This is a genomic window from Streptomyces minutiscleroticus (genome assembly GCF_014650875.1).
Taxonomy (GTDB): domain Bacteria; phylum Actinomycetota; class Actinomycetes; order Streptomycetales; family Streptomycetaceae; genus Streptomyces; species Streptomyces minutiscleroticus.
Genome location: NZ_BMVU01000001.1, coordinates 469,188 through 491,029, shown reverse-complemented (window position 1 = coordinate 491,029; position 21,842 = coordinate 469,188). Strand labels below are relative to the sequence as shown.

At 74.2% G+C, this 21,842-nt stretch carries 18 protein-coding genes; 14 read left to right on the top strand and 4 right to left on the bottom strand.

The window, feature by feature from the left end; all coding sequences use genetic code 11:
• Nucleotides 1-139: 139 nt before the first annotated feature.
• The 6 genes from lpdA (at nucleotide 140) to IE271_RS01900 (ending at nucleotide 9,361) form a co-directional block, all read left to right on the top strand.
• A complete protein-coding gene (gene lpdA, locus IE271_RS01925; protein ID WP_190188319.1) occupies nucleotides 140-1,528 on the top strand; it encodes a dihydrolipoyl dehydrogenase in 1,389 nt (462 codons plus the stop codon).
• A 54-nt stretch (nucleotides 1,529-1,582) separates the two neighbouring features.
• Nucleotides 1,583-3,436, top strand: a complete 1,854-nt coding sequence (sucB, locus tag IE271_RS01920) for a 2-oxoglutarate dehydrogenase, E2 component, dihydrolipoamide succinyltransferase (protein ID WP_190188318.1) — start codon at nucleotides 1,583-1,585, stop codon at nucleotides 3,434-3,436.
• 242 nt (nucleotides 3,437-3,678) lie between these two features.
• Nucleotides 3,679-4,302 (top strand): GntR family transcriptional regulator, encoded by a 624-nt coding sequence (locus IE271_RS01915; protein ID WP_190188317.1) that lies wholly within the window; start codon nucleotides 3,679-3,681, stop codon nucleotides 4,300-4,302.
• 338 nt (nucleotides 4,303-4,640) lie between these two features.
• Nucleotides 4,641-7,343: a pyruvate dehydrogenase (acetyl-transferring), homodimeric type gene (aceE, locus tag IE271_RS01910; protein ID WP_190188316.1), complete on the top strand. Its 2,703-nt coding sequence runs from the start codon at nucleotides 4,641-4,643 to the stop codon at nucleotides 7,341-7,343.
• 136 nt (nucleotides 7,344-7,479) lie between these two features.
• On the top strand, nucleotides 7,480-8,454 hold the full coding sequence (locus tag IE271_RS01905; RefSeq protein ID WP_190188315.1) for a helix-turn-helix transcriptional regulator: 975 nt from the start codon (nucleotides 7,480-7,482) through the stop codon (nucleotides 8,452-8,454).
• Nucleotides 8,455-8,842: 388 nt separating this feature from the next.
• A complete protein-coding gene (locus tag IE271_RS01900) occupies nucleotides 8,843-9,361 on the top strand; it encodes a DUF4240 domain-containing protein (RefSeq protein WP_190188562.1) in 519 nt (172 codons plus the stop codon).
• A 95-nt stretch (nucleotides 9,362-9,456) separates the two neighbouring features.
• Here IE271_RS01900 and IE271_RS43820 read toward each other — a convergent pair whose 3' ends face one another.
• Nucleotides 9,457-10,644 (bottom strand): peptidoglycan recognition protein family protein, encoded by a 1,188-nt coding sequence (locus IE271_RS43820; protein WP_190188314.1) that lies wholly within the window; start codon nucleotides 10,642-10,644, stop codon nucleotides 9,457-9,459.
• A gap of 183 nt (nucleotides 10,645-10,827) precedes the next feature.
• Between IE271_RS43820 and IE271_RS01890 the strand changes: the two genes are divergently transcribed.
• Nucleotides 10,828-12,018 carry a MarP family serine protease gene (locus IE271_RS01890; protein ID WP_190188313.1) on the top strand — a complete coding sequence of 397 codons (1,191 nt, stop codon included), beginning with the start codon at nucleotides 10,828-10,830 and terminating at the stop codon, nucleotides 12,016-12,018.
• 259 nt (nucleotides 12,019-12,277) lie between these two features.
• Nucleotides 12,278-12,874 (top strand): TetR family transcriptional regulator, encoded by a 597-nt coding sequence (locus IE271_RS01885; protein ID WP_190188561.1) that lies wholly within the window; start codon nucleotides 12,278-12,280, stop codon nucleotides 12,872-12,874.
• Between the two features lie 85 nt (nucleotides 12,875-12,959).
• On the opposite strand, the gene IE271_RS01880 is transcribed toward IE271_RS01885, so the two are convergent.
• Nucleotides 12,960-13,457, bottom strand: coding sequence for a GNAT family N-acetyltransferase (locus IE271_RS01880; protein WP_190188312.1), 498 nt, complete (start codon nucleotides 13,455-13,457; stop codon nucleotides 12,960-12,962).
• A gap of 103 nt (nucleotides 13,458-13,560) precedes the next feature.
• Between IE271_RS01880 and IE271_RS01875 the strand changes: the two genes are divergently transcribed.
• Nucleotides 13,561-14,460 (top strand): TIGR01777 family oxidoreductase, encoded by a 900-nt coding sequence (locus IE271_RS01875; protein ID WP_190188311.1) that lies wholly within the window; start codon nucleotides 13,561-13,563, stop codon nucleotides 14,458-14,460.
• A gap of 236 nt (nucleotides 14,461-14,696) precedes the next feature.
• Nucleotides 14,697-15,995, top strand: coding sequence for an FAD-dependent oxidoreductase (locus IE271_RS01870; RefSeq protein WP_190188310.1), 1,299 nt, complete (start codon nucleotides 14,697-14,699; stop codon nucleotides 15,993-15,995).
• 74 nt (nucleotides 15,996-16,069) lie between these two features.
• Here IE271_RS01870 and IE271_RS01865 read toward each other — a convergent pair whose 3' ends face one another.
• The gene (locus IE271_RS01865; RefSeq protein WP_190188309.1) at nucleotides 16,070-17,548 is read right to left on the bottom strand and encodes an NsdA family TPR-like regulatory protein; all 1,479 of its coding nucleotides are present in this window, start codon (nucleotides 17,546-17,548) and stop codon (nucleotides 16,070-16,072) included.
• Nucleotides 17,549-17,817: 269 nt separating this feature from the next.
• On the opposite strand from IE271_RS01865, the gene lipB reads away from it, so the two are divergent.
• The 4 genes from lipB (at nucleotide 17,818) to IE271_RS01845 (ending at nucleotide 21,064) form a co-directional block, all read left to right on the top strand.
• Complete coding sequence (gene lipB / locus IE271_RS01860; RefSeq protein ID WP_190188308.1) at nucleotides 17,818-18,615, top strand: lipoyl(octanoyl) transferase LipB; 798 nt, start codon at nucleotides 17,818-17,820, stop codon at nucleotides 18,613-18,615.
• Nucleotides 18,616-18,781: 166 nt separating this feature from the next.
• Nucleotides 18,782-19,747 (top strand): lipoyl synthase, encoded by a 966-nt coding sequence (gene lipA, locus IE271_RS01855; protein WP_190188307.1) that lies wholly within the window; start codon nucleotides 18,782-18,784, stop codon nucleotides 19,745-19,747.
• 274 nt (nucleotides 19,748-20,021) lie between these two features.
• Entirely contained in the window at nucleotides 20,022-20,225 is a 204-nt protein-coding gene (locus IE271_RS01850) for an SCO2195 family GlnR-regulated protein (protein ID WP_190188306.1), read from the top strand.
• Between the two features lie 137 nt (nucleotides 20,226-20,362).
• A complete protein-coding gene (locus tag IE271_RS01845; RefSeq protein WP_190188305.1) occupies nucleotides 20,363-21,064 on the top strand; it encodes a DUF4191 domain-containing protein in 702 nt (233 codons plus the stop codon).
• Nucleotides 21,065-21,199: 135 nt separating this feature from the next.
• Here IE271_RS01845 and IE271_RS01840 read toward each other — a convergent pair whose 3' ends face one another.
• Nucleotides 21,200-21,667 (bottom strand): RDD family protein, encoded by a 468-nt coding sequence (locus tag IE271_RS01840; protein ID WP_190188304.1) that lies wholly within the window; start codon nucleotides 21,665-21,667, stop codon nucleotides 21,200-21,202.
• Nucleotides 21,668-21,842: the final 175 nt, after the last annotated feature.

Sequence of the window (21,842 nt, the reverse complement as noted above, 5' to 3'; positions counted from 1 at the left end):
ACCTGTCCCCGACAAGTGCGAAGATGGGTTCTCGGCAGGACAGGGCCCCCACCACAGGGCCGAAGAAAGAGCGGCCGGACACCAGCCGCCGCCCGGTCAGTGGAGACCGGCGTACGGCGCAATGCATGGAGGACGTGACGTGGCGAACGACGCCAGCACCGTTTTCGACCTAGTGATCCTCGGCGGTGGTAGCGGTGGTTACGCCGCGGCCCTGCGCGGGGCGCAGCTGGGTCTGGACGTCGCCCTGATCGAGAAGGACAAGGTCGGCGGCACCTGCCTGCACAAGGGATGCATTCCCACCAAGGCCCTGCTCCACGCGGGCGAGATCGCCGACCAGGCCCGCGAGAGCGAGCAGTTCGGTGTCAAGGCCACCTTCGAGGGGATCGACGTCCCCGCCGTCCAGAAGTACAAGGACGAGGTCATCTCGGGCCTGTACAAGGGTCTGCAGGGCCTGATCGCCTCCCGCAAGGTGACCTACATCGAGGGCGAGGGCCGCCTGTCCTCCCCGACCTCGGTGGACGTCAACGGTCAGCGGGTCCAGGGGCGCCACGTCCTGCTGGCGACCGGCTCCGTGCCGAAGTCGCTGCCGGGCCTGACCATCGACGGCGACCGGATCATCTCCTCCGACCACGCCCTCGTCCTGGACCGCGTGCCGAAGTCGGCGATCATCCTGGGCGGCGGCGTCATCGGCGTCGAGTTCGCCTCCGCATGGAAGTCCTTCGGCACCGACGTCACCATCGTCGAGGGCCTGAAGCACCTCGTCCCGGTCGAGGACGAGAACAGCTCCAAGCTGCTGGAGCGCGCCTTCCGCAAGCGCGGGATCAAGTTCAACCTGGGCACCTTCTTCGAGAAGGCCGAGTACACCCAGGACGGCGTCAAGGTCACCCTGGCCGACGGCAAGGAGTTCGAGGCCGAGGTCCTGCTGGTCGCCATCGGCCGCGGCCCGGTCTCGCAGGGCCTGGGCTACGAGGAGGCCGGGGTCGCCATGGACCGCGGCTACGTCCTGGTCGACGAGTACATGCGTACGAACGTGCCGACGATCTCGGCCGTCGGCGACCTCGTCCCGACCCTCCAGCTCGCGCACGTCGGCTTCGCCGAGGGCATCCTCGTCGCGGAGCGCCTGGCCGGCCTGAAGACCGTCCCGATCGACTACGACGGCGTGCCGCGCGTGACCTACTGCCACCCCGAGGTCGCCTCCGTCGGCATCACCGAGGCCAAGGCCAAGGAGGTCTACGGTGCGGACAAGGTCGTCGCGCTGAAGTACAACCTCGCGGGCAACGGCCGGAGCAAGATCCTCAAGACCGCGGGCGAGATCAAGCTCGTCCAGGTCAAGGACGGTGCCGTGGTCGGCGTCCACATGGTCGGCGACCGCATGGGCGAGCAGGTCGGCGAGGCCCAGCTGATCTACAACTGGGAGGCGCTGCCCGCCGAGGTCGCGCAGCTCATCCACGCCCACCCGACCCAGAACGAGGCGCTCGGCGAGGCCCACCTGGCCCTGGCCGGCAAGCCGCTGCACTCCCACGACTGACAGCCCTCGGGCGACGACAAGACTTCCGCACTTTCGTAAGGAGCAACCGAAACCATGGCGGTTTCCGTAACCCTTCCGGCGCTCGGCGAGAGCGTCACCGAGGGCACTGTCACCCGCTGGCTGAAGGCCGAGGGCGAGCGTGTCGAGGCCGACGAGCCGCTGCTCGAGGTCTCCACCGACAAGGTCGACACCGAGATCCCCTCGCCGGCCGCCGGCGTGCTCGCCTCCATCAAGGTCGCCGAGGACGAGACCGTCGAGGTCGGCGCCGAGCTGGCCGTGATCGACGACGGTTCCGGCGCCCCGGCCGAGACCCCGGCCCCGGCCGCCGAGGCCGCCCCGGCCCAGCAGGAGCAGGCTCCGGCCCGGCAGGAGCAGGCCCCCGAGGCCCCGCAGGCCAAGCCGTCCACCGAGACCGAGGCCCCCGCCCCGGCCCCGACCGCCGAGGCCGCCTCCGGCGGCGGCAGCGCCGAGGGCACCGACGTCGTCCTGCCCGCGCTGGGCGAGTCGGTCACCGAGGGCACCGTCACCCGCTGGCTCAAGGAGGTGGGCGACTCCGTCGAGGCCGACGAGCCGCTGCTCGAGGTCTCCACGGACAAGGTCGACACCGAGATCCCGGCGCCCACCTCCGGTGTGCTCCTGGAGATCACGGTCAACGAGGACGAGACGGCCGAGGTGGGCGCCAAGCTCGGCGTCATCGGCGCCCCGGGCGCGGCTCCGGCCGCCGCCCCGCAGGAGGCCCCGCAGGCCCCGGCCGAGGCTCCCGCCCCGGCTCCGGCCCCGCAGCAGGCGGCCCCGGCCCAGGCCGCCCCCGCGGCCCCGGCCCAGCCGGCCGCCCCGCAGGCGCCCAGCGCCCCGGCCCCGCAGGAGCAGCGCACCCCGGCCTCCGAGCCGGCGCCCGCCGCCCCCGCTCCGGCTCCGGCCCCCGCGCAGGCTCCCGCCGCTCCGGCCCCGGCTCCGGCCGCGGCCTCCGGTGGCGAGGGCGCGTACGTGACCCCGCTGGTGCGCAAGCTCGCCGCCGAGAACGGCGTCGACCTGGGCTCCGTCAAGGGCACGGGCGTCGGCGGCCGCATCCGCAAGCAGGACGTCGTCGCCGCCGCCGAGGCCGCGAAGGCCGCTCCGGCCCCGGCCGCGGCTCCCGCCCAGGCCGCCCCCTCGGCGAGGAAGGCCCCCTCCCTGGAGGCCTCCCCGCTGCGCGGCCAGACCGTCAAGATGCCGCGCATCCGCAAGGTCATCGGCGACAACATGGTCAAGGCCCTGCACGAGCAGGCCCAGCTGTCCTCGGTGGTCGAGGTCGACGTCACCCGCCTGATGAAGCTGCGCGCCCGGGCCAAGGACGCGTTCGCGGCGCGCGAGGGCGTCAAGCTCTCCCCGATGCCGTTCTTCGTCAAGGCCGCCGCCCAGGCGCTGAAGGCCCACCCGGTCATCAACGCCCGGATCAACGAGGCCGAGGGCACGATCACCTACTTCGACACCGAGAACGTCGGTATCGCGGTGGACTCGGAGAAGGGCCTGATGACCCCGGTCATCAAGCACGCGGGCGACCTGAACATCGCCGGCATCGCCAAGGCCACGGCCGAGCTGGCGGGCAAGGTCCGGGCCAGCAAGATCAGCCCGGACGAGCTGGCCGGCGCGACCTTCACCATCAGCAACACCGGCTCGCGCGGCGCGCTGTTCGACACGATCATCGTGCCGCCGAACCAGGTCGCGATCCTCGGCATCGGTGCCACGGTCAAGCGCCCGGCCGTCATCGAGACGGAGGAGGGCACGGTCATCGGCGTCCGCGACATGACCTACCTGACCCTCTCCTACGACCACCGTCTGGTGGACGGCGCCGACGCGGCCCGTTACCTGACCACGGTCAAGGCCATCCTGGAGGCGGGCGAGTTCGAGGTCGAGCTCGGCCTCTGACCCCTCGGGCCAGGTGTGCGCGGTGCCCCCGTCCGGACGTCCGGGCGGGGGCACCGCCGTGTCCGGCGGCCGTCCGCCCGGCCCGGCTCCGCGTACGAAAGGGACGAGCGGGACGGGGGCGTGTGCGCCTCGTCTCACCTGTGGACGAGCGCCCCCGCGCGGGTCTGCACCGGGGCGATACGGCTTTATTGTCTAGAAGTCAACGCCCTCGGGTCCTGTGCGTCCCCGCCGAAGGAGCCTCCATGACCGCGCCCGTCGTCCACTCGCTGCGCGAACAGATCCGCGAGCACATCGTGGAGGGGATCGTCAGCGGGCGCTGGAAGCCGGGCGAGCGCATCGTCGAGCGCCGCATCGCCACGGAGCTGGAGGTCAGCCAGACCCCCGTGCGCGAGGCGCTGCGCGAGCTGGAGTCCCTGCGGCTGATCGAGTCGGCACCCAACAAGGGCGTGCGGGTGCGGAACCTGACGGCGGCGGACCTGGAGGAGAGCTACCCGGTGCGGGCCGGTCTGGAGGCCATCGCCGCCGAGCTGGCGGCCGCCCGGCTGGCCGAGGACTGCTCGGCCCTGGAGCCGCACGTGGCCGCGCTCTACGAGGCCGACCGGCACGCGGACGGCACGGCGCAGGTGCGCCACACGGTCGCCTTCCACCGCGAGCTGGTGCGGGCCGCGGGCAACTCCGTCCTGCTGCACACCTGGGAGGGCCTCGGCATCGAGGTGTTCACGGCGCTGTCCATCCGCTGGCTGGGCACCGTGCAGCAGTCGTACGCGGAGGAGCACGAGGCGCTCGTGGCGGCGTTCCGGCGGCGGGACCCGCTGATCGCGGACCTGGTCAAGGCGCACGTCCTGGGCTGCGCGCCGCGTGCGTGAGGGGCGCCGGACGAGCCTGGGCGAAAAGCACCGGTCATCGGTTGCCGAAACCGCCGGACGGCGTCCCGCGGCAAGCCGCGGATTCGCTCGAACCCGCCACGACCTGCGAGAATCCTTCGAAAACAAGGCACCGGGTGCCTAATGGGAAGGCACCCGGTGCCTACTTTGTCGCGATCAAGAAGTTTTCTTGGTCAACCCTTTGATCGATCATCGATCACGGAGTTACAGTCCTCGACGGGCTTCCACCAAGCCCGCCGCCCTGTCCTGCCAAAGACCAAGGGCACCCCCAAACCCCTTACCGACGAGGGAACCCCCCTCCGCATCCGGAAGGCGGCGCAATGACCGACCCCACCGCTATCCAGCCGAGCGAGCTCGACCAGCTCCCGGACCGCGACCCCGAGGAGACCGCCGAATGGCAGGCCTCCCTGGACGCCGTCACCCAGGCGGCCGGGCCGCACCGCGCCGCGTACCTGATGCGGCGCACGCTGGAGCGCGCCGAGGGCAACGGCCTCGCGCTGCCCAAGCTCCTGGAGACGGACTACGTCAACACCATCCCCACCGCCGCCGAGCCCACCGTGGACGGCGACGAGGAGATGGAGCGGAAGATCACCGCGTGGAACCGCTGGAACGCGGCCGCGATGGTGACCCGCGGCAGCAAGTACGGCGTCGGCGGCCACATCGCCACCTTCGCCTCCGCGGCCTGGCTCTACGAGACGGGCTTCAACCACTTCTTCAGGGGCAAGGAGGGTGACGGCTCCGGCGACCAGCTCTACGTCCAGGGCCACGCCGCCCCCGGCATCTACGCCCGCGCCTTCCTCGACGGCCGCCTCACCGAGGCGCACCTCGACAACTTCCGGCAGGAGGCCGGCGGCAACGGCCTGCCCTCCTACCCGCACCCGCGCCGCCTCCCCTGGCTGTGGGAGTTCCCGACCGTCTCCATGGGCCTCGGCCCGCTGTCGGCGATCTACCAGGCGCGCTTCAACCGCTACCTGACCAGCCGCGGCATCAAGGACGTCTCCGACTCCCACGTGTGGGCGTTCCTCGGCGACGGCGAGATGGACGAGCCCGAGTCGACGGCGGCCCTGGCGCTCGCCTCCCGCGAGGGCCTGGACAACCTGACCTTCGTCATCAACTGCAACCTGCAGCGCCTGGACGGCCCGGTCCGCGCCAACTTCAAGATCGTGCAGGAGCTGGAGGCCCAGTTCCGCGGCGCCGGCTGGAACGTCGTCAAGACCCTGTGGGGCACCGCCTGGGACGAGCTGTTCCGGCTCGACACCACCGGCGCCCTGGTCCGCCGCCTGCGCGAGGTGCCCGACGCGCAGGTGCAGACGTACCAGACGCGCGACGCGGCCTACATCCGCGAGGACTTCTTCGGCAAGGACCCGGCGCTCGTCGAGATGGCGAAGCTGCTGAGCGACGACAAGATCCTCGAGTGCTTCCACCTCTCGCGCGGCGGCCACGAGGCCCGCAAGGTCTACGCGGCCTACAAGGCGGCCCTGTCCCACAAGGGCGCGCCGACCGTGATCCTCGCGCAGACGGTCAAGGGCTTCACGCTCGGCAAGGGCTTCGCCTCCAAGAACGCCAACCACCAGATGAAGAAGCTGACGGTGGACGAGTTCAAGGAGATGCGCGACCTCCTGGAGCTGCCCATCGCGGACAGCGCCTTCGCCGACGGCCAGGTTCCCTACGGCCACCCGGGCGCCGACTCCCCCGAGGTCCGCTACCTCCAGGAGCGCCGCGCGGCCCTCGGCGGCCCCGCCCCGGCCCGCCGCACGCACGCGCTCGCCCCGCTGCCCGCCCCCGCCGACAAGGCGTTCGCCGCCTTCGACAAGGGCTCCGGCTCCCAGAACGTGGCCACCACCATGGCCTTCGTCCGCCTGGTCAAGGACCTGGTCCGCGACAAGGAGACCGGCAAGCGCTGGGTGCCGATCGTCCCCGACGAGGCCCGCACCTTCGGCATGGAGAGCCTCTTCCCGTCGCTGGGCATCTACTCGCCCAAGGGCCAGACGTACGAGCCGGTCGACCGCGACCAGCTGATGTACTACAAGGAGGCCAAGGACGGCCAGATCCTCAACGAGGGGATCACCGAGGCCGGCTCGATGGCCGACTTCATCGCCGCGTCGACCGCGTACGCGACGCACGGCGAGGCGATGATCCCGTTCTACATCTTCTACTCGATGTTCGGCTGGCAGCGCACCGCCGACCAGATGTGGCAGCTCGGCGACCAGCTCGGCCGCGGCTTCCTGATCGGCGCCACGGCCGGCCGCACCACGCTGACCGGCGAGGGCCTGCAGCACGCCGACGGCCACACCCCGGTCATCGCGGCCACCAACCCGGCGGCGCTGACGTACGACCCGGCCTTCGCCTACGAGGTCGCGGCCATCGTCAAGGAGGGCCTGCGCCGGATGTACGGCGAGGCGGCCCCGGGCGAGGACCAGAACGTCTTCTACTACCTGACGGTCTACAACGAGCCGCTGCCGCAGCCCGCGAAGCCGGCCGTCCCCGGCATCGACGAGGGCATCGTCAAGGGCCTGTACCGCTTCAACACGGCGGAGACCGCGGGCCTGACCGCGCCGGCGAACGCCCCGCGCATCCAGCTCCTCGGCTCCGGCACGGCGATCCACTGGGCCCTCGACGCCCAGCGGCTGCTCGCCGAGGAGTGGGGCGTGGCCGCCGACGTGTGGTCCGCGACCTCCTGGACCGAGCTGCGGCGCGACGCCATGGAGGCCGACGAGGCGCTGCTGCGCGGCGAGGAGCGGGTGCCGTTCGTGCGCCGGGCGCTCCAGGGCGCCGAGGGCCCGGTCCTCGCGGTCTCCGACTACATGCGCCAGGTCCCGGACCAGATCGCGCAGTGGGTCGAGCAGGACTACACCTCGCTGGGCACGGACGGCTTCGGCCTCTCCGACACCCGCGAGGCGGCCCGCCGCCACTTCGGCGTCGACGCGCAGTCGATCGTCGTCGCGGCGCTGGCCCAGCTGGCCCGGCGCGGCGAGGTCAAGGCGACGGCCGTGAAGGAGGCGCGCGAGCGCTACGGCCTGTGATCTGTGATCCCCTTCCGGTGGACCGGGAGGGGTGACGAGGGGCGCGGTGGCTTCGGCCGCCGCGCCCCTCGCCGTACGCGCCCTCCTCCCCCGGCTGCCGCCGTGCGGTGCCGGCGGCGCGCGGCATGATGAGTCCATGCGCGCTGCCCGCCTGATCAAGATGGTGCTGCTGCTCCAGTCCCGGCCGTCGATGACCGCCGCGGAGCTGGCCCGGGAGCTGGAGGTGTCCGAGCGGACGATCGCCCGGGACGCCCAGGCCCTGTCGGAGGCGGGTGTCCCGGTGTACGCCGACCGCGGCAGGACCGGCGGCTACCGCCTGATCGGCGGCTACCGCACCCGGCTGACGGGCCTGGCCCGGGGTGAGGCGGAGGCGCTGTTCCTCAGCGGGGTGCCGGGCGCGCTGCGCGAGATGGGCCTGGAGGACGCGGCCTCGGCGGCCCGGCTGAAGGTGTCCGCCGCGCTGCTGCCGTCCCTGCGGGACGCCTCGCGGACGGCGGCGCAGCGGTTCCACCTGGACGCCCCGGCCTGGTTCGCCGAGCCGCGCACGCCCGAGTGGCTGCCGGCCGTCGCGGACGCCGTGTGGGACGACCGGCGGGTCGTCGCCCGCTACCGCCGCCGGGAGGCGGACGTGAAGCGGGAGCTGGAGCCCTACGGGCTCGTGCTGAAGGCGGGCGTGTGGTACCTGTGCGCCCGCGTCCCCGAAGCCGGGGCGTACCGCGTCTACCGGATCGACCGCTTCACCTCGGTGGAGCCGGGCGCCGACCGCTACGACCGCGACGAGGAGTTCGACCTCCCCGCCTTCTGGGCGGAGCGGGCCGAGCAGTTCGCGCGCTCGCTGCTGCGCGCGAAGGCGGTGGTGCGCCTGTCGGAGCAGGGCGCCCGCCTGCTGCCGCACGTGGCCGACCCCGCCGCCGCCCGCGAGGCGCTGGAGGCGGCGGGACCGCCGGACGCCGGGGGCCGGCTCACCGTGACCCTCCCGGTCGAGTCGCACGAGGTGGCGTACGCCCAGCTGCTGGCGCTTGGCCCGGAGGCGGAGGTCCTGGAGCCGCCCGCGCTGCGCCGCCGTTTCGCGGAGGCGGCGGCGCGGGCGGCGGCGCTGTACGCGGACTGAGGCGCCGCCCCCGCCGGGCGGCTCCGGCGGCGGCTTGCGGGGTCCGGCGGCGGGCTGCCCTCCCGGCCCGCCGATCCGTCCCGCGGGCGGCCCCGCACGTCCGGGCGGGAGCCGACGGCGCCCGTGACGCCGCGCCCCCGGGCGGGCCGCCCGCCGGGCGGGGACCGGCCGTTCGGGCGGGCCCGGTCCGGGCCGGCGACCGCGGGAGACCGGGGCGGCGACCGCGCGGGCGGCACGTTCCGCCGGATTTTCCTTCCCCCCGTCGGGGGCGTCCGGCCGCCCGCCGGACGGACGCCGCGGACGGAGGGGACGTGCGGTGCCGGGCACGGACAAAGGGCCGTATGTCCCGGGTGCGCGGGCCCGGCGCAAGGCCGATGCTGGACCCGTGATGGACGAGACACGGTTCTGGGAGCTGGTGGACACCACGCGCGAGGCCGCCGGGGGCGACCCCGACGAGCAGGCCGACCTGCTCGTCGAGCGGCTCGTCCGGTCGGACCCCGAGTCGGTCCTGGACTTCGCCCGTCACTTCGAGGCCCGCTACAACCGCGCGTACACCTGGGACCTGTGGGGCGCCGCCCGGATCCTCCTGGGAGACGACGGCGACGACGCCTTCGACCTCTTCCGCTGCTGGCTGATCGGGCAGGGGCGCGAGGTGTACGAGAGGGCCGTGCACGACCCGGACGCGCTGGCCCACCTGCTGGCCGGGTTCGACGAGGAGGTCGACGGCGACGGCGAGGAGCTCGGCTACGCGGCGGACGAGGCGTACGAGCAGCTCACCGGCACCGTCGTGCCGGACCTCGATCTCCCGCCCGCGCCCGCGCAGCCGGCGGGCACCGCCCTGGACCTGACGGACGAGGCGGCGCTGGCGCGCCGGCTGCCCAGGCTCTGGGAACGCTTCGGGGACTGACCGGCGGACCGCCCCGGCCGCAGCGGGGGGCGGAGTCCGGCGGGGCCGGCGGGGCCGGTGGGGCGGCTGTGGGGCGCCTGTGCGGTGCGCCGGCCTCAGGTGCGGCCCTGGAGGCGGGCGGCCCGCTCCCTGATCCCCGGGAGCCGGGCCGTGAGGGCGGCGCCGGGGCAGACGGTGGCGTAGCCGTCGGTGTGCCCGGCGACGGCCCTGAAGGTGGCGCTGGTGCCCGCGCGGTACCTGCTCAGGCTGTTGCTGGACACCAGTCGCACCGGGGCGCGCGGGTCGACGCCGGACAGGCCCAGCTTCCAGGCGGCGACCGCCGCGATGGCGTCGGTCATGGCCCGCGGCACGGGCACGCCCTCCGTGAACGTCCCGATCGCGGCGATGCCGGCCGTGCCGGCGTTGAAGCCCTGGGTGTGCGCGCCGACGACGGGGCGCTCGACGCCGCCCGCGCGGCCCTCGTAGACGGTGCCGCAGCGGTCGACGAGGAAGTTGTAGCCGATGTCGTCCCAGTGCCGGTCGCCGGCCTGGCCCTCGTACAGGGTCCGGATGATGCGGGGCACGTCGGCGCAGTCGTAGTCGTTCGGGGAGTCGGTGTGGTGCACGAAGACGGCGGCCACCCGGTCCGCGTACCGTACGGGTGCCTCGCTCCGCGTGGTGCCGGCGGCCCAGCGCTCCCGCGGCACGATGTCGGGCCGCGGCCCGGTGGCCCGTGTCCCGGCGGCCCGCCCCGGCCCGGTGGCGCTCCGGTCGACCCCCGTCGCGCACAGCACGAGCGCGGCGACGGCCACGAGCCCGGGAAGGCACCCGAGCGCGGCCCGCGCGGCGCGCGGCAGCGCCGCTCCCCGGAACGGCACCGCCGGCCGGACGGCCCGCGGCCGTCTGTGCCTGGCCCGGCGCCGCCGGCCGGGGGGCCGGCGGTACGGGGAGCGGCGCGGCGGGACGGAGGCGCCGTGGGCGGAGGCGCCCTGGGGCGGGGTGTACCGGCCGGGGGCGCCCTGGGCGGAGGCCCCCTGGGCAGAGGTGCCCCGGGTGGGCGCCGTCGCCCCGGAGGCACCGTCGTGCGCGGGTGCCGTCGCCCCGCTCGCCGCGCCGCACGCCGATGCCGTCGCCCCGCTCACGTCGCCTCGCGCAGGCGCCGTCGTCCCGCTCGCCTCGTCTTGCTCAGGCTCCGTCGCCCCGCTCGCCGCGCCGTGCGTTCCGCGCGCGTGCCTCGTGCGCAGCAGGCGGCGCAGGGCGGCGCCCCGGCTGCTGCGCACGGTGGGCGGGCGGAAGACACGCATGGTCCCCACTCTCCGGGACACTCCGGACGTCCGCGACGTGTGGTGTGCCGGCCGGTGGAACCAATGTCCTGGTCCGGGACGTTTATACAGGTCCACGGGCCGCGCCTGATCACGGGGCACGCGGCGTACGTACGTGGGGTCCCGGCGTCGTACGGACGAGGGGACCCGGACGGAAGGAGCCTCGTGGACCTGCTCGACATCGTGCTGTTGCTGGTGATGGTGGCTTACGCGGGGTCCGGCTACCGCCGCGGCCTCGTGGCGGGCTGCGTCTCGCTGGCCGGCTTCGTGGGCGGAGCCGTCGTCGGTGTGTGGCTGCTGCCCTGGGTGATGGACTTCGTGACGGCGGGCACGACGGCGGCGACGGTCACGGCCGTCCTGACCGTACTGGTGCCCGCCGTGATCGGCCACGAGCTGACCGGGCGGCTTGCGCTGCGGCTGCGCCGCGGCCTCGACCGCGCGGGCGGCCCGGTCCGGGTGGTCGACGGCGTGGGCGGCGCCGCCGCGAACGCCGTCGCCGTCCTGCTCGTCGCCTGGGTCGCCGCGAGCGTCCTGGCCGCGTCCGCCTCGCCGGTGCTCACCCGGGCGATCCGCGGCTCCGCGCTGCTCGGCACGGTGCAGGACGTGATGCCGGAGACGACGCCGACCTGGTTCGCGCGGGCCACCTCGGCCCTCACGGAGGCCGGGTTCCCGCAGGTGTTCAACCCCTTCGAGAACGAGCCCACCACCGGCGTCGCCCGCCCCTCCGGGGACAGCGTCACGGCCGCCGCCAGGCGCGCGGCCCAGCTCAGCACCGTCAAGGTCGAGGGCGTCACGGGCACCCAGGGCCGCGAGGGCAGCGGCTTCGTGTACGCGGCGGAGCACGTGATGACGAACGCGCACGTGGTCGCCGGCATCGACGAGCCGACCGTACGGGTGGGCGGCACGGGCCGGGCGTACGAGGCGCGCGTCGTGCTCTTCGACCCCGGCAAGGACGTGGCCGTGCTCGACGTGCCCGGGCTCCGGGCACCGGTGCTGGACTTCGACACCGGTGCGGCCGGCGGGGACGCGGCCGTCGTGGCGGGCTATCCGGAGGACGGCGGCCTGGACCTGCGGGCGGCCACGGTCGCCGGCAAGACGCAGGCCCGCGGCCAGGACATCTACGGCACCGGCATGGTCACCCGCGAGATCTACTCGATCCGCTCCACGGTCCGCCCCGGCAACTCCGGCGGGCCGCTGCTGACGACCGGCGGCGAGGTCTACGGCGTGGTCTTCGCCCGCTCCACGTCGGACGACGAGACGGGGTACGTGCTGACGGCCGACGAGGTGGCGGCCGAAGCGGAACGCGCGGCGGACGCCACGCGGCCGGTGGACACCGGCGACCCGGTCACCTCCTGAGCTGCGCGTCCCCGGCACCGCCCGCCCTTTCCGCCTCCCTGCCGGTGCCCGAGGCGGAAGGGACGGGCGGGACGGGCGCGACACATGTTGCCGGTGCTCGCACGGGCGTACGCTTCCTTCGGTGAGCACCAGGTCCGCCAAGCCCGTCGCGTCCGCCGGGTCCGCCGCACCCGCCGGGTCCACTCCGCCCGCCGGGTCCCCCGCGCCCCCCGCGCCCCCCGCGTCCAGCGCGTCCACCGGCCCCGCCAAGGGCCCCTCCCTGACCGAACGCCGCAAGGCCGCCACCCAGTTCGAGATCGCCCGGGCGGCGGCCGAGCTCTTCACCGAGCGGGGCCCGGACGCCACCACGACGGAGGAGATCGCGGCCCGCGCGGGCGTCGCGCTGCGCACGTTCTACCGCTACTTCCGCAACAAGCAGGACGCGGTCGCGCCGCTCCTGGCGGTCGGCGGGGACCACTGGCGGGAGCGGCTGGCGGCGATGCCGCCGGACACGGCGCTCCCGGAGGCGCTGGAGGCGGCGATCGCGGAGTCCCTGACCGTCCGCGGCGAGCTCAAGGCGGAGGGGCTGCGCTGGACGCGCGGACTGCTGCGGGCGGCCGCGGCGGACCCGGCGCTGCGCACGGTCTGGTACCGGGTGAACCGGGAGTCGGAGGACCGGCTCGTCCCGGTGGTGGCCCGCTTCGCCGGCGACGCGGACCCGCTGGAGGTGCGCCTGGCGGCCGCGGCCGCCACCGACGCCATCCGGGTCGCCCTGGAGACCTGGTCCGAGACGGACGCGGACGTGGAGGGCCCGGGCTCGCCCCGGGACCTCGCGGTCCGCTGCCTGCGCCGTTTCATGGACGGCATCCGCCCCTGACGGGACACCGGCCCGCCCGCCCCCGACGGGACACCGCCGTCCGGGCCTCCGGAACCCCGGCCCCCGGGCTTCGGGCTTCGGGCTCCTAGAGCCTGCGCCCCATCAGCACGTCGTCCACGTACTCCCCGTCCAGGTGGAACTCCCCCGGCTGGACGCCCTCGACGACGAAGCCCTCCGACTCGTACAGCCTGCGCGCGGGCGTGTTGTGGCCGAGGACGCGCAGCGTGAGGCGCAGCGCCCCCTGGCGGCGGGCCACCTCGGCCACCGCCCTGAGCAGCGCGCGGCCGACGCCCCGGCCGCGCGCCTCGGCGGCGACGGCGAGCCCCTGGATCTGGCGGACGTGCGCGTTGGAGGGCAGGGAGGTCGGGAAGCCGAGGCGCACGTAGCCGGCGATCCGCCCGTCGAGCTCGGCGACGAGGTGGTCGCGCGGTCCGAAGCGCTCGGTGAAGAACGGCTCGTACGGCGGTCGCGGCGGCGGGCTGACCGCGTGCAGGGGCGACCAGGCCGCCCGGTCCAGACGGCCGAGCTCGTCCTCGTCGTCGGGCAGGGCGGTGCGTATGTACGGCTCGTGCGGCTCGGGCATGGACGTCACTGTACGGCCGGAACACGGCGGCACGTCCGGAATCACCTGCTCCGGCCCGGGCCCGCGCCCCTCGTCCGGGGGGCGGGTGGCGCAGGATGGGGGCATGGAACCTACCCGAATCGCCGTGGCCGGCGCGTCCGGACTGATCGGTACGGCACTGGTGCGCTCACTGACCGCCGACGGGCACGAGGTGGTGCGGCTGGTGCGGCGCGCGCCGCGCGCGCAGGACGAGGTCCGCTGGGACCCGGAACGGCAGTACGTCGACGCGGCCGGACTCGCCGGCTGCACGGCCGTGGTGAACCTCGCGGGCGCCGGCGTCGGCGACCACCGCTGGACCGACGCGTACAAGCGGACGATCCGCGACAGCCGGGTGCTCGGCACGGCGACGCTCGCGGAGGCGGCCGCCGCGCTCGACGAACCGCCGCGGGTGCTGCTCAACGGCAGCGCGATCGGCTTCTACGGGGAGACCGGCGACCGCGCGGTGGACGAGAGCGCGCCCCCGGGCGACGGCTTCCTGCCCTCGCTGTGCGTCCAGTGGGAGGAGGCGGCGGCTCCGGCGCGGGAGGCGGGCGTCCGGACGGTGTTCGCCCGCACCGGCCTGGTGGTGGCCTCCGGCGGCGGCGCGTGGGGGCGGCTGTTCCCGCTGTTCAAGGCGGGGCTCGGCGGGCGCCTCGGCGACGGGCGGCAGTACTGGAGCTTCATCGCGCTGCACGACGAGGTGGCGGCGCTGCGGCACCTGCTGGAGACGGAGGGCCTGTCGGGCCCGTTCAACCTGACGGCACCGGAACCGGTCACCAACCGGGAGGTGACGGCGGCGATGGGGCGGGTGCTGCGCCGGCCCACGGTGTTCGCGGTGCCGGCGCCGGTCCTGCGGACCGTGCTCGGGGAGTTCTCCGGGGACGTGCTCGGCAGCCAGCGCGTCCTGCCCTCGCGCCTGCTGGAGTCGGGTTTCGACTTCGCCTTCCCGAAGATCGAGCAGGCCATCAGGGCGGCACTGGACTGAGCGCCGGTCCGGGCTCCGGACCTCGGGCCCCGACCCCGGTCCGGGCCCCGGCCTCACCCTCCGTGACAACTTCCGGCCGTGTGCGACCCGTATGCGACCGGCGTGCGACCGTGCCTCTCCGATGCGCGACTGTCTCTGATCGGACACGGACCTACTCTCGACGCGAACTCGGGTATTTCCGAACGTTGTTGGGGGCATGACGTCTCCGACAGCCGCGCAACCTCGAGGAGGGGCACGTGCTTGAGCCGGCGTTCCGGGCGGATGTCGTCGTCGTGGGGGCGGGAGTCGCGGGACTCACCGCAGCCCACCGGCTGACCAGGGCGGGAGTCCCCACCGTGGTTCTGGAGGCCGCCTCCTGTGCGGGTGGCCGGATGGCGACCGAGAAGATCGACGGGTTCCGGCTGGACCGCGTCGGGCGGTTCCTGTCGGCCTCGCCCCAGGAACCGCGCCTCGCCCCGGGCCTTGACGCCCTGGTCCTGCGGCCCTTCGCGCCCGGCGTCCTCGTGCACGGCGAGGGACGCACCCAGCGCGTCGGCGGCACCGTACGCGCCGGGGGCGCGCGGGGCGCACTCACCGCGGCACGCGCCCTCGTGAGCGCCCCTCTGGGTTCCGACCAGGCGCGCCTGACCGCCGCGCTCGCCCGCCTCGCCGCCACGCCCGTGGAACGGCTGCTGTCCCGGCCGGAGACGACCGCCCGCGAGGCGTTCGCGGCGCGTGGCGTCGCCTCCCGTACCGCCGACGGGCTGCTGCGCCCGCTGCTGGCCGCGCTGCTCGGCGATCCGGACCTGACGACGTCCAGCCGCTGCGCGGACCTCGCGCTGCGCTCCTTCGCCGCGGGCCGGCTGTGCGTGCCGGAGGGCGGCGCCGACGCGCTGCCGGAGCTGCTGGCGGCGGCCCTGCCCGCCGGCACGGTCCGCACGGGGGTGCGGGCGACCTCGGTGTCCACCACCTCCGTGACGACCGCGGACCACGGCGTACTGCGCTGCCGCGCGGTCCTGGTGGCGACCGGCGCGCGGGACGCGGCCGAGCTGCTGCCGGGGCTCAGGGTCCCGCCGTTCCACCCGGTGACGGTGGTGCACCACACCGCCGACGAGGCGCCGCTCGCCGAGCCGTCGCTGCTGCTCGACGCGGACCGCCGCAGCCCGGTGGCGCACACGGCGGTCGTCAGCGAGGTGGACCCGTCGCGGGCGCCCGCGGGCCGCGCGCTGGTCTCGACCACGGTCCTCGGTCCGCCGCCCGCCGACGTCGAGGCCGTGGTCCGGGCCCGGCTCGCGGTCCTGTACGGCAGACCGACGTACCGCTGGGAGACGCTCGCCGTGCGCCACACGCCGGAGGCCGTCCCGGCCATGCCGCCGCCGCACGACGCCCGCCGCCCGGTCCGCCTCCTCGACGGCCTCTACGTCTGCGGCGACCACCGCGACACCGGCACGGTCCAGGGCGCGCTGCGCTCGGGGCACCGGGCCGCCGCGGCGGTCCTCGCGGACCTGGGCGTGGGCGCGGCGTTCGCCTCGGACCCGCTGCCGCACGCCGCCTGACCGCCGGGACGCGGGCGGCCCCGGCGCGGAAGGGGTCCGCACCGGGGCCGCCGCTCAGGAGGCGTCCCGCCCGGCTAGCCGAGCGTCGCCACCTTGTCCCGGTAGCCGCGCACGGGCGCCGCGTCCCGGTACGGCTCCAGGCGGCGCTCGAAGTCCCGCACGTACTCGATCGCGCGGGCCGACCGCATCTCCGACGCCTGCGCCGCCGACTCGGCGCCCAGCCGGCACGCCTGGTCGAGCTCGCCGAGACCCAGCCGGGAGCAGGCGAGGACGACCCGGCAGAACAGCCGGCTGCGCGCGAAGGCGGGCGCCCTCAGCTGCAGCGAGCGCTCCGCGTGCTGCGCCGCGGCCCGGTACTGCTGCAGGTCGCGGTGGCAGTGCCCGAACTCGTCGGCGAGCTGGGCCTCGTCGAAGAAGCGCGCCCAGTGCGGCACCTCGTCGGTGGTCCGGGACGCCTCCAGCGCCCGTTCGGACCGGACGAGCGAGGCGGTGCACGCCCGGACCTCGCCGAGCACGCCGTGGCCGCGCGCCTCGACGGCGTACAGCAGCGCCTGGACGGCGGGCGGCGCGGACGAGCCCACGCCCTGCTGGGCGACGCGCGCCAGCTGGATCGCCTCCCGGCCGTGGCCCAGGTAGACGGCCTGGCGGCTCATGGTCACCAGCACGTACGAGCCGTAGGCCCGGTCGCCCGCCGCCTGCGCGAGCCGCAGCGCCTGCACGAAGTAGCGCTGGGCCAGGCCGTGCGCGCCGATGTCGAACGAGGTCCAGCCGGCCAGCCGGGTCAGGTCGGCGACCGCGGCGAACAGCCGGCGCCCGGTCTGCTCGCCGTAGCTGCCGCGGAGCATCGGCTCGGCCTCGTGCTCCAGGTAGCGGACCAGGGCCTGGCGGGCGTGGCCGCCGCCGTAGGCGTGGTCGAGCGCGCGGAAGAGCTCGCCCACCGAGCGCAGCGCGGCGATGTCGCCGCCGGTCACCCGCTGGCCGGGCTCGCGCTCGGTGCGCGCCCGCTGCCGGGGCACCTGTCCCGGCTGCTCCGGCACCGCCATGGGGCGGCCGACGGGCCGGCCCTGCGGGGGCACCCGGCCGCCCGGGGGCGCCTCGGCCCGGGCGACCCGGTCGTCGGGGCGGCCGATCAGCCAGTCCCGGCTCGGCACGACGAGCCCGGCCGGGGTGAACGCGATCTTGCGCAGCTCGGCGTGGCTGCCGGAGTCCTTGCGCCACAGCCCGCTGACGATGTCGACGGCCTCCTCCGGGCTGGCCGCGAACTCCAGCCCCGCGTAGACGGGGGCGCAGGCGTCGAGACCGAGGTCCTGGGCGGTGAGCCGGCGTCCGAGCCGGCGGGTGAACACCTCGGCGATCAGGGCCGGGGTCGTGCCCCGGGGCTGCTGGCCGCGCAGCCAGCGGGTGACCGAGGTCTTGTCGTATCTCAGGTCCAGCCCGTGTTCCAGACCGAGCTGGTCCACGCGGCGGGCGAGCCCCGCGTTGGAGAATCCCGCTTCTGCGATGAGCGCGGCTAGCTGACGATTGGGGATGCGCTGCGCGGGTCGTTCCGTCATCTGCGGTGCGATCTCCTGCCTTCCGGCGTCGGCGAGGTCGGCCGCCGTGCCTCAAGCAGCCCTCATTGGCCTCATGAACGGCGCGAATGTAGCGTTCCGTAGTCAGGGACTCGCACACTTCCACGTCCATTCATCCAATCGGGTGAGTATCGCCCGCGCGGCTGACGGACGGCGGGCGGTCGTACAGTGGCAAGGGCATCTTTCGTGCCTTACGCAGACCCGGGGTGACGGTCTCCGGGCCCGCGGCCGCTGAAGAGGAGGCGCTTGCCGTGAGTGAGTTGCGGTTCGTCCGCATGGGGTTCGGCCCGGACGCCGTGGAGTACCAGGAGGCGTGGGACGAGCAGCGCCGTGTGCACGCCGCCCGCTTCCAGGACGAGATCCCCGACACCTGCCTGCTGCTGGAGCACCCGCCGGTCTACACGGCCGGGCGGCGCACCGAGGACAGCGAGCGGCCGCTGGACGGCACGCCGGTCATCGACGTGGACCGCGGCGGCAAGATCACCTGGCACGGCCCGGGCCAGCTCGTGGGCTACCCGATCCAGAAGCTGCCGCGCCCGGTGGACGTCGTCGCCCACGTGCGCCGCCTGGAGGAGGCCCTGATCCGCACGTGTACGGAGTTCGGCCTGGAGACCACCCGGGTCGAGGGCCGCAGCGGCGTCTGGGTCCTCGGCGACCCCGTCGAGCAGCGCCCGTCGCTCGGCGGCCTGTCCCTGGACTTCGACCCGCGCCTGACGGACGAGGAGTTCGACCCGCGCCTGAACGGCCCGGAGTACGCGCCCTCCAACGCGGGCCAGCGCCGCGAGGACCGCAAGATCGCCGCCATCGGCATCCGCGTCGCCAAGGGCGTCACGATGCACGGCTTCTCGTTCAACGTGAACCCGGACAACGCCTGGTTCGACCGGATCATCCCGTGCGGCATCCGCGACGCGGGCGTCACCTCGCTGGCCAACGAGCTGGGCCGCGACGTCACGGTCGAGGAGGTCCTGCCGGTGGTGGAGCGCCACCTGCGCGAGGTGCTGGAGAACGCCGAGCTCAAGCCGCGCGAGGTCGAGCGCGCCACGGTGTGACGCGGGCCACGGCCCGCGGTGGGACCCCGGTCCGGCGCGGGGGAATGCGCCCCGCGGGGCCGGGGTTGCCTCAAGGGGCAGTGCGGCCGGCACCCGGCCGTCCGGCCGCGCAATCAACGGGCGTACCCTGAGGTACGCCCACGAATCGAAGCTACAGGGAGCCGATGTGTCCGCAGTCGCACCCGACGGACGCAAGATGCTGCGCCTGGAGGTCCGGAACGCCCAGACCCCCATCGAGCGCAAGCCCGAGTGGATCAAGACGCGGGCGAAAATGGGCCCCGAGTACACCAAGATGCAGAACCTCGTGAAGAGCGAGGGCCTGCACACGGTCTGCCAGGAAGCCGGCTGCCCCAACATCTACGAGTGCTGGGAGGACCGCGAGGCCACCTTCCTCATCGGCGGTGACCAGTGCACCCGGCGCTGCGACTTCTGCCAGATCGACACGGGCAAGCCCGAGGCGCTCGACCGCGACGAGCCGCGCCGTGTCGGCGAGTCCGTCGTCACGATGGACCTGAACTACGCCACGATCACCGGCGTCGCCCGCGACGACCTGGAGGACGGCGGCGCCTGGCTGTACGCCGAGACCGTGCGCCAGATCCACGCGCAGACGGCGGACCGCGAGGGCGGCCGCACCAAGGTCGAGCTGCTCGCCCCCGACTTCAACGCCGTCCCGGAGCTGCTGGCGGAGGTCTTCGCCTCCCGCCCCGAGGTCTTCGCGCACAACGTCGAGACGGTCCCGCGGATCTTCAAGCGCATCCGCCCCGGCTTCCGCTACGAGCGCTCCCTGAAGGTCATCACCGAGGCCCGCGACCACGGCCTGGTCACCAAGTCGAACCTGATCCTCGGCATGGGCGAGACCCGCGAGGAGGTCGGCGAGGCGCTGCGCCAGCTGCACGAGGCCGGCTGCGAGCTGATCACCATCACGCAGTACCTGCGGCCGAGCGTCCGCCACCACCCGGTGGAGCGCTGGGTCAAGCCGAACGAGTTCGTGGAGCTGAAGGAGGAGGCCGAGCAGATCGGCTTCTCCGGTGTGATGTCGGGCCCGCTGGTGCGCTCCTCGTACCGCGCCGGGCGCCTCTACCAGATGGCGGTCGAGAAGCGCGGTGCGTACGTCGCCTCGCAGGCCGTCTGACGCGCCGTCAGCCGTGCCCCGCACGGGGGCTCCGCCTTCCGTGTGAATTCGCGCACAAGAGGCTACTTCCCAGTAGTGTCCGAGACGCCGCGGCCCCGGCCGTTCCCGCAGATGGGGAGCGGTGCCGGGGCCGCGCCCGCGCTCCGGGCCGCGACATGGGGGCTTCATGGGCGTTTGACCGCCAGGTCACGCCCTGGTAACACCAATCAGTGACCCTGGACTCACGCACGTAGAGCTTCACCCAGTGCCGCCATCCCGAGGGGGGACCTCCACCATGCAGGCCGCGCCCGTCCGCGCCACCGCGATCCCGTCGTTCACCGATGCACTCCGTGCCGTCGAGTCCCTCCTCATGAGCGGCGGTCAGCGCACCGCCCGCCGCAACGCCTGGACGTCGGTCCTGGAGGACCGCCGCCGCGCCAAGGACAGGGTCGAGGCGCAGCGCGTGTTCGAACAGGCCGGTCTGGCCACCCGCCCGTAGCGTCCGGCTCCGACCGGTCACCGATCATTACGGACCCCTACTGGTCCCGTACCGGTTCGGTACCGATCGTTTCCGCGGACGGCACCACCGGCCTCCTGACGTCGTCCGCCCCGTGGGGGACACGTAGACTTCAGAGCATGGCGAGGAAGGAACCCGCAGCGGACGCTGCGAACCCCGGGCGGCTCAAGCAGATCGCCCTGACCTACAAGATGACCCGCAAGGCCGATTCGAAGATCGGTCTTGTACTCGCGGCTGTCGGCATCGTCACCCTTGGTGTCTTCCTCGCGATCGGCTTCTTGATCGGTCACCCGGTCTATCTCGGCATTCTCGGCCTCCTGCTCGCCTTCCTCGCGACGGCGATCGTCTTCGGGCGCCGGGCCGAGCGTGCCGCCTTCGGGCAGATGGAGGGCCAGCCGGGCGCCGCCGCGGCCGTCCTCGACAACGTCGGGCGCGGCTGGACGACGACCCCGGCGGTGGCCATGAACCGCAGCCAGGACGTGGTGCACCGGGCCGTCGGCAAGGCCGGCATCGTGCTGGTCGCCGAGGGCAACCCGAACCGGGTGAAGAGCCTGCTGGCCGCCGAGAAGAAGAAGATGAACCGCATCGTGGCGGACGTGCCGGTGCACGACATCGTCGTGGGCAACGGCGAGGGCCAGGTGCCGCTGAAGAAGGTCCGCACGACCATGCTGAAGCTGCCCCGCGTCCTCAGCGGCCCGCAGGTCACCGCGACCAACGACCGCCTGCGCGCGCTGGGCGACCTGATGAGCAACATGCCGCTGCCGAAGGGCCCGATGCCCAAGGGCATGCGGATGCCGCGCGGCGGACCGAAGATGCGCTGACAGCGCCGGACACGGCGAGGGGCGCCCGGGAACGACGTTCCCGGGCGCCCCTCTTCCTTTCCCGCGCACGCCGTGGACTCCCGGCACGCCGTACGGGGCCCCCGGACCGGGGCCCGCGCCCCGGCCCCGGCGGGGTCAGCTCCGTACCTCGACCGTGCGGGCCAGGCGGTCGTGCAGGCCGCGGCCGTCGCGGTCCCAGACGAGGGCGGGGATCGCGAGGCACAGCAGGACGGTGCGCAGCAGCCCGCGGGCCGGGCTGACGCGGCCGGTGCCCTCGGCGACCACCCGCAGGCCGAACAGGCGCTTGCCCGGCGTGAAGCCCACCGTGCCGACGGTGAGGACGCTCAGGACGAAGAAGACGAGCAGCGCCCAGTTGCTCGTCGTCTGGTCGTAACCGTCGGCGAGGAGGCCGTATGCGATCAGCAGGCACAGGGCCCAGTCGACGGCGAGGGCCCCCAGGCGCCGCCCGGGACGGGCGATCGAACCCGGTCCGTGCTCGGGGAGGCCGAGCTGCTCGCCCCGGTAGCCGAAGTCGACACCCGCGTCCTCCGCGGCCGCGCGCGGTCCGGAGAGCCACGATCCGATTGCTTGCCTGTTGTCCACCCGTCCACGGTACTGCGCCGGGGCGCGGTGCCCGCCGGGCGGGGTGGACGGGGCGGCCCGGCGGCGCCACTCCGGTTAACTTCTCCGAAACAAATGAGTCATGCTGGAGAAATCCCCCGTCCCTATGGTCGGGTCCAGCGTGTGCCACCGCACTGGCCGCACGAACGAACTACCA